A 6,326-nucleotide genomic window follows, 5' to 3' on the forward strand; every position below is an offset into this window, starting at 1 on the left:
CCGGTCGTCGCGAGCATCCTTCTCATCATCAAGAAGGTTGTCGTACCGCGTCAGCGAGTGAAGTAGTCCCGCATGGCAACTGACCCGCTCGTGGTGATCTCTGCCGCTCTCGTTGTCGCGCACGTCGTGCTCGGCACGATCGCGATCATCCTCATTTCGGCTCGACGTCGACCGTCAACGGCGATCGCGTGGATGCTGACGATCATCTTCATTCCCTACGTCGGGGCGATCGCGTTCTTCCTCGTCGGGCTGAGCCGCTTGCCGAAGCGTCGCCGTGAGAAGCAGCACGAGGTCAGCCGCGCAATTCTCGAGCGCACCGAGGGCCTCAATCGCGTGAGCCACCGCGACGAGTGGCCTGAGTGGCTGGGCTCGTCGGTCTATCTCAACGAGAAGCTCGGCGCTCTGCCGATGGTGGGCGGCAATCGCGCCGAGCTCATCGACGACTACGAGGGCGCGATCGCGGCCATGGTGGCCGACATCGACACAGCCGAGTCATATGTGCACGTGGAGTTCTTCATCCTCACGCTCGATGCGACGACTGAGCCATTTTTCGCCGCACTCGAGCGGGCGACCGCGCGCGGCGTCACGGTGCGCGTTCTGAGCGACCACTTGATGAGCATCCTGTACCCACCGCGAAAGGCAACGCTCGCCCGCCTGGCCGCCATGGGGGCCGAATGGCACGGGATGCTCCCCTTGCGCCCGTGGAAGGGCCAGTGGCAACGCCCCGACCTGCGTAACCACCGCAAGCTCGTCGTCGTCGATGGGCGCGTGGGCCACACGGGCTCGCAGAACATGATCCAGTCGAACTACGGCAAGAAGAAGTCGATCGCTCGCGGGCTGCACTGGCACGAAGTGATGGTGCGACTCGAAGGCCCGGTCGTGCGCGAACTCGACGCCGTCTTCGTGACCGACTGGTACAGCGAGACCGACGAGTTGCTGCCCCTCGACACCTCGCCCGTGGTGCTGGGCGACGACCCCGCCCTGCTCGACGCACAAGTGTTGCCGAGCGGCCCGAGCTTTGAGAACGACAACAACCTCAAGCTCTACACGACCCTCATTCACAAGGCCGAGCGTCAGGTGAGCATCACGAGCCCGTACTTTGTGCCCGACGAGGCGATTCAACTGGCGATCATCACGGCGGCGTCGCGCGGTTTGCTCGTCGAGCTCTATGTGAGCGAGATCGGCGACCAGTTCTTCGTCTATCACGCGCAACGGTCGTACTACGAAGACCTGCTGCGCGCGGGTGTGCGCATCTACCTGTATCAGGCGCCCACCGTGCTGCATTCGAAGCACTTCACGATCGATGATGACGTCGCCATTGTTGGGTCGAGCAACATGGACATTCGCTCCTTCAGCCTCAACATGGAAGTGTCGGTCATGGTGCACGGCGCAGAATTCGTCGGCCGGATGCGCGCCATTGAGGCCTCGTACCGCGAGCACAGCCGCGAGCTCACGCTCGACGAATGGGTGACACGACCGTGGGGCGAAAAGGTGCGCGACAGCCTCGCTCGCCTTACGTCATCGCTGCAGTAGCCGACGCTCTATCCCCCTCGGGCGAGCGACAGTAGAGTCAGCATCGTGAGCGACATCGCGATTACCATGCTGATTCTTGCGATCGTGGTCATCGCGTTCGTGACCAATCGCATTCCCGTGGGCCTGATTGCCGTCGGGGCGTCGCTCGCCCTCTACGCTTTCGGCATCCTCGACCTGGGCCAAACCTTCGCGGGGTTCGGCGACCCGGCTGTCGTGTTGATCGCGGCGCTGTTCGTCGTCGCGGAAGGTTTCGACGGCTCGGGGCTGACGGCGTGGACCGGCCAGCAGCTCGTCAAGCGCGGGGGCAGAAACTCGCGGGTCATGACGGTCATCATCATGATCGTCGTGGCCGTGCTCTCGGCCCTCATCAGCGTCAACGGAGCGGTCGCCGCCCTGCTGCCTGTCGTCGTTGTCATCGCGACCAAGATGACGATGCCCGCCGGCCGCCTGTTGCTGCCGCTCGCCTTTGGCGCCCACGCCGGGTCGCTGTTGACCCTGACCGGCTCCCCCGTCAACGTCATCATGTCTGAACTGGCCGAAGAAGAGACGGGCCGTGGCTTCGGTTTCTTCGAGTTCAGTCTCGTCGGCCTGCCGATTGTCGCGGGCACCGTGCTCATTGCTGTGCTGCTCGGCAACCGGCTGATTCCGGCCCGCACCCCCTCGACCCTCGCGACCGACCTGAGCGACCACGCTCGCACCCTGCTCGCACAGTTCGGCAATGCCCAGCCCTTTGGCCGCGTGCGCGTACTGGCGGGCTCGCCGCTCATTGGCCGTACCGCCGACGAAATCGTCTTCGAGAGCACCGCCCCCGTGGCGCTCATCGCCGTTCAGTCGCCCGGGGTCGCCGGATCACGAGAGCCCTCCACACCCATTCGCGCGGGCGATGTGCTGATTCTGCAGGGAACCCCCACGAGCATCCGTTCGATCAGCGACGATGTGAAACTCGAGGGCATTGGCACGAGCACGGTCACGAGCACGTGGGCTGCCATGGACGCCGAGTACGGCGTCGCCGAGATCGTCATCCCTCCGCGGTCTCGGGCGATCGGCGACGAGGTCTTTCCGGGCATGATCACCGAGAGCGGCGACCTCATCATCGTCGCGATCCAGCGCGGTGGTGAAGACATCGGTGACCAGACCGGAATCCGCCTCGAAGCCGGCGACATCCTCTTGGTGCAGGGTCGCTGGGACGCCCTCGACACGAACCTCCGCGACTCGTCGGTCATGGTGGTGGATGCTCCCGACCAGATTCGGCGTCAGGCGGCGCCCCTCGGGCGCCGCGCGTACATCGCCCTCGGCGTGCTCGTGCTCATGGTCATCGCCCTCGCAACGGGCATCGTGCCGCCCGCCGTGGCCGGACTCGTGGCCGCCTCGATCATGGTGCTCACGCGCGTCGTGTCGATCGAAAAGGCGCACCGTTCAATTCAGTGGACCACGATCTTGCTCGTCGGCGGCATGATTCCGGTCTCGACCGCGATCACGCAGACGGGCGCAGCCGACCTGCTCGCAACGGGCATCGTTGATGTCGTCGGATCGCTGGGGCCTGCCGTGGTGCTGGCCGCGCTCGCGCTCGTCACGCTGATCTTCGGCCAACTGATCAGCAACACCGCAACGGCGCTCATCATCGCGCCGATCGCCATTTCGGTCGCCTACGAAATGGGCGTCTCTCCGCTGCCCTTCTTGATGGCCGTCGCCGTCACGGCCGCCGCAGCCGTGCTGACCCCGGTGGCGACCCCCGGCAACCTCATGGTCATGGCGCCCGCGGGCTTGCGGTTCGGCGACTACTGGAAGTTCGGATTGCCGGTCGGCCTCGTGTTCTTCGGGGTTGCGGTGTTGCTCGTGCCGGTTATCTTCCCGTTCTAGGCGGGCCTCAGCGGGCCTAGGCGCCCTGCTCGAGCACGGCGGCGGCAGCAGCGCGACCCGTGCGCACGGCACCCTCCATATAGCCACACACCCATTGGTCGCTGCCCGCGACATAGAACGGCGGCTCGTGCGTGCCGTGCAGCGGGCCGACGCCCATGACGTCTCCGGGCCGCCAACTCGTGATGTAGCCGAGCGTGAACGGATCGGTCGCCCACCGCCGCACGGTGAACTGAAGCGGGTCACGCGCTTGCGGGCCGAAGGCGAGCGCGAGCTCGTCGAGCACCTCGGCCTGCACCCGGTCGGGTGAGGTTGCCAGAAACGCGCTCTGGCGCTCGGGGGGGACGAGAGCCGAGAGAATCCCGTCACGCTGAACCCACGTGCCGCCGAGCATGCCGACCTCGGCATAGCTGGTTCCGTTGAGCCCATCGGCTGCCCAGAACGAGTCAGGGTAGGCAACCGTGACCTTCGAGGTGAGGGCGTGGCGCTGGCGGTCGAGTGAGGCGCGGCGGGCATCCGACAGCCCATCGATACGGATGCTGCGCAACGGCCCCGCCGGAATCGTCGAGATCACCGCGGCCGCCGAGAACGTCTCCCCGCTCGCGAGCACCACACGGCACCCGCGCGGCGATACGTCGATGCGGTGCACGACCGCGCCGAGCGTGATGCGGTGGCCGAGCACCTCGGCCATGCGCAGGGCAACCGTCGCCGAGCCTTCGCCGACGCGCGAGACCTCCCACACGTCGTAGTCGTAGAAGCCCGTCGCACCGACCGCGGCCTCTTTGCGCAGGTCGCTCAAGAGGGAGGTGCGCTCGACGGACTCGGCCGCCAGCGCGAGCATCGCCACATCACGCGCGCGCACGACGTTGGGGGTGGCGCCTTCAGCCCGCAACCATTGGCCCACGCTCAGACGATCGAGCTTCTCGGCCTCGGGGTGGGCCCACGGGTTGTCGGGATCAACTGAGCGCACGAGCGCGCCGAACGCGCGCTCGACCTGCTCATAGCTGCGGCGGTCGGCGTCGGTGAACCACGGGATACCCTCTCCCTGCGACCGTCCGTCGGCCATCAGCCACACATCGCGGCCGGGCAAACCGGCGAAGGCCGGCACGAGCGTGAGGCCGAGCTCGGCCACGAGCTGGGTGTAGCTCGTATGCGCCGGGCCGACCACCTCCCCGCCCAGTTGCACAATGCGTCCGTCGGCCAGAGTCGACTGCTCGACCCGACCACCCACGCGACCGCGAGCGTCGAGCACGCGAACGTCAACGCCGGCAGCCGCGAGATCGCGTGCGGCAGCAAGCCCGGCCAACCCCGCGCCGAGCACGATCACGTCGCTCGCGTGCGTCACTCCACTGTGGCTCATGTCGCGAGCCTAGGCGACGGGTGCGCGCTCCTCCAGGCCGCAGGGCTGGCCGTAGCCACCCTCGCTCTCGGGGCGCGCCATGAGGTTGAGGAAGGGCTGGGCGTCAAACGCCTCCGGGCCCAACACGCCCGCGCCGGTCCAGACACCGGTGGCGAGCAGCTCGAGCGCGATGACGGGGTTGAGCGCGGTTTGCCACACGACGCACTGGCTCTCGTACTCGGCCATCGTCCACTCGTTGTCGCTCACGTGGTACAGGTAGACCGCGCGTGGTGCGCCGTCGACTCCGGTGCCCGTGACCCACAGGCCAGCGCAGGTTTTGCCGGTCATCCGCGGCCCGAGGGTCGCCGGGTCGGGCAGACCAGCGGCAACGACGTCACGGGGGCTCACCATCACGGGCCCGTTGGCCGAGCGCACGCGCAGCGGCTCGGTCTTGTCGAGACCAAGCTGGTGCAGGGTCTTGAGAATGCCGATGAACTCGTCGCCGAGCCCGTACTTGAAGGTGACGCGCTTGGCGTCGACCCACCGCGGCATGAGCAGCACTTCTTCGTGCTCAACGTTGACACACTCGACGGGGCCAATGCCCTCCGGAAAGTCGAAGACCTCGGGCTCGCTAAACGGCGGCGTCGTGTACCACCCCGTGTCTTTCTCCCAAATCACGGGCGGATTGAGGCACTCTTCGATCGTCGTCCAGATTGAGAACGAGGGGGCGAAGATCTCGTTGCCCTCATCGTCACGCACGACGAGGTTGGCGCCGTCGCGGGTGCCGAGCTCATCGATCTCGCTAAAGAGGTGGTCGGCAGCGTAGCGCGCGAACACGTCGCTCAAGCCAGGCTCAACGCCCATGCCCACGAGCGCCAGGCGACCGGCCGCCTCCCACTGAGCCGCGGCCGCGAACTGCTCATCGCCGAGCTTCACGCCCGTGAGTGCGTACGGCTGCTCGGGGTGCGGCTTCGAGAGGCTCATCGCCATGTCGAGGTAATCGGCCCCGGCCTCGAGTGCGCCCGCGAAGATCGTGGGCACGAACTTGGGCTCGACGGCGTTCATGACGTGCGTCGCGCCGTGTTCTCGCGCCACCGCAGCCACGCTCTCGGGCTTCGAGGCGTCAATCTGGGCAGCGACAAAGCGGCCGCCCTGAGGGCCGTGTTTCGCTTCAATCCACGCGATCGTTCGCTCAGCACGAGTGACGTCATAGTCACTCACGATCATCGTCTCGAAGAACGAACGTCGGGCTGCGATCTTGGCAATGGCATCGCCGACGCCGCCGGCGCCGACCACAAGAATCTTCATATTCCAATGTTATCCATATGGACAACAATCGCACCAGCCTTCTTTTTCCCTGACTGGATGCTCGCCGCCCTCTTTGACGCGTCGACGGTTCTACCGCGCGAGCGGCGGCACGGTGCGCGGCCGAACGACGAGCCACAGTGTCGCGATCGACACGACCGACGTGATGGCCATCATCGTGCCCATGGGAACCGCCGTGGCAATGCCGAACAACCCCACGATGGGCGACAGCAACCCCGCGAGTCCGGCGTTGACGGCGCCGAGAAGCGATGCCGCCGTGCCCGCCTCTTTG

The 6,326-nt window shown here is 66.5% G+C and carries 4 protein-coding genes and 1 pseudogene; 2 read left to right on the plus strand and 3 right to left on the minus strand.

The annotated features are described in order from the left end of the window. Positions 1-72 precede the first annotated feature (72 nt). Together cls and SFU54_RS04970 are read left to right on the plus strand one after the other, a co-directional pair. Positions 73-1,533, plus strand: coding sequence for a cardiolipin synthase (cls, locus tag SFU54_RS04965; protein ID WP_319015193.1), 1,461 nt, complete (start codon positions 73-75; stop codon positions 1,531-1,533). Between the two features lie 45 nt (positions 1,534-1,578). Next, positions 1,579-3,393, plus strand: a complete 1,815-nt coding sequence (locus SFU54_RS04970; RefSeq protein WP_319015194.1) for an SLC13 family permease — start codon at positions 1,579-1,581, stop codon at positions 3,391-3,393. A 16-nt stretch (positions 3,394-3,409) separates the two neighbouring features. Here the strand turns inward: SFU54_RS04970 and SFU54_RS04975 are convergent, their stop codons facing one another. The 3 genes and pseudogenes from SFU54_RS04975 to SFU54_RS04985 form a co-directional block, all read right to left on the minus strand. Beyond that, positions 3,410-4,750, minus strand: coding sequence for an NAD(P)/FAD-dependent oxidoreductase (locus SFU54_RS04975; RefSeq protein ID WP_319015195.1), 1,341 nt, complete (start codon positions 4,748-4,750; stop codon positions 3,410-3,412). Positions 4,751-4,759: 9 nt separating this feature from the next. Beyond that, positions 4,760-6,037, minus strand: coding sequence for a saccharopine dehydrogenase family protein (locus SFU54_RS04980; protein WP_319015196.1), 1,278 nt, complete (start codon positions 6,035-6,037; stop codon positions 4,760-4,762). A gap of 90 nt (positions 6,038-6,127) precedes the next feature. Further along, a pseudogene (locus SFU54_RS04985) lies at positions 6,128-6,326 on the minus strand (Bcr/CflA family drug resistance efflux transporter); the annotation flags it as partial.

It is taken from the genome of Microcella sp. (genome assembly GCF_033763155.1).
GTDB lineage: Bacteria > Actinomycetota > Actinomycetes > Actinomycetales > Microbacteriaceae > Microcella.

Bases quoted from the DNA above. Each gene is read 5' to 3' on its own strand.
- cls (WP_319015193.1), top strand. From the start codon at position 73: ATGGCAACTGACCCGCTCGTGGTGATCTCTGCCGCTCTCGTTGTCGCG.
- SFU54_RS04975 (WP_319015195.1), bottom strand. From the start codon at position 4,750: ATGAGCCACAGTGGAGTGACGCACGCGAGCGACGTGATCGTGCTCGGC.
- SFU54_RS04980 (WP_319015196.1), bottom strand. From the start codon at position 6,037: ATGAAGATTCTTGTGGTCGGCGCCGGCGGCGTCGGCGATGCCATTGCC.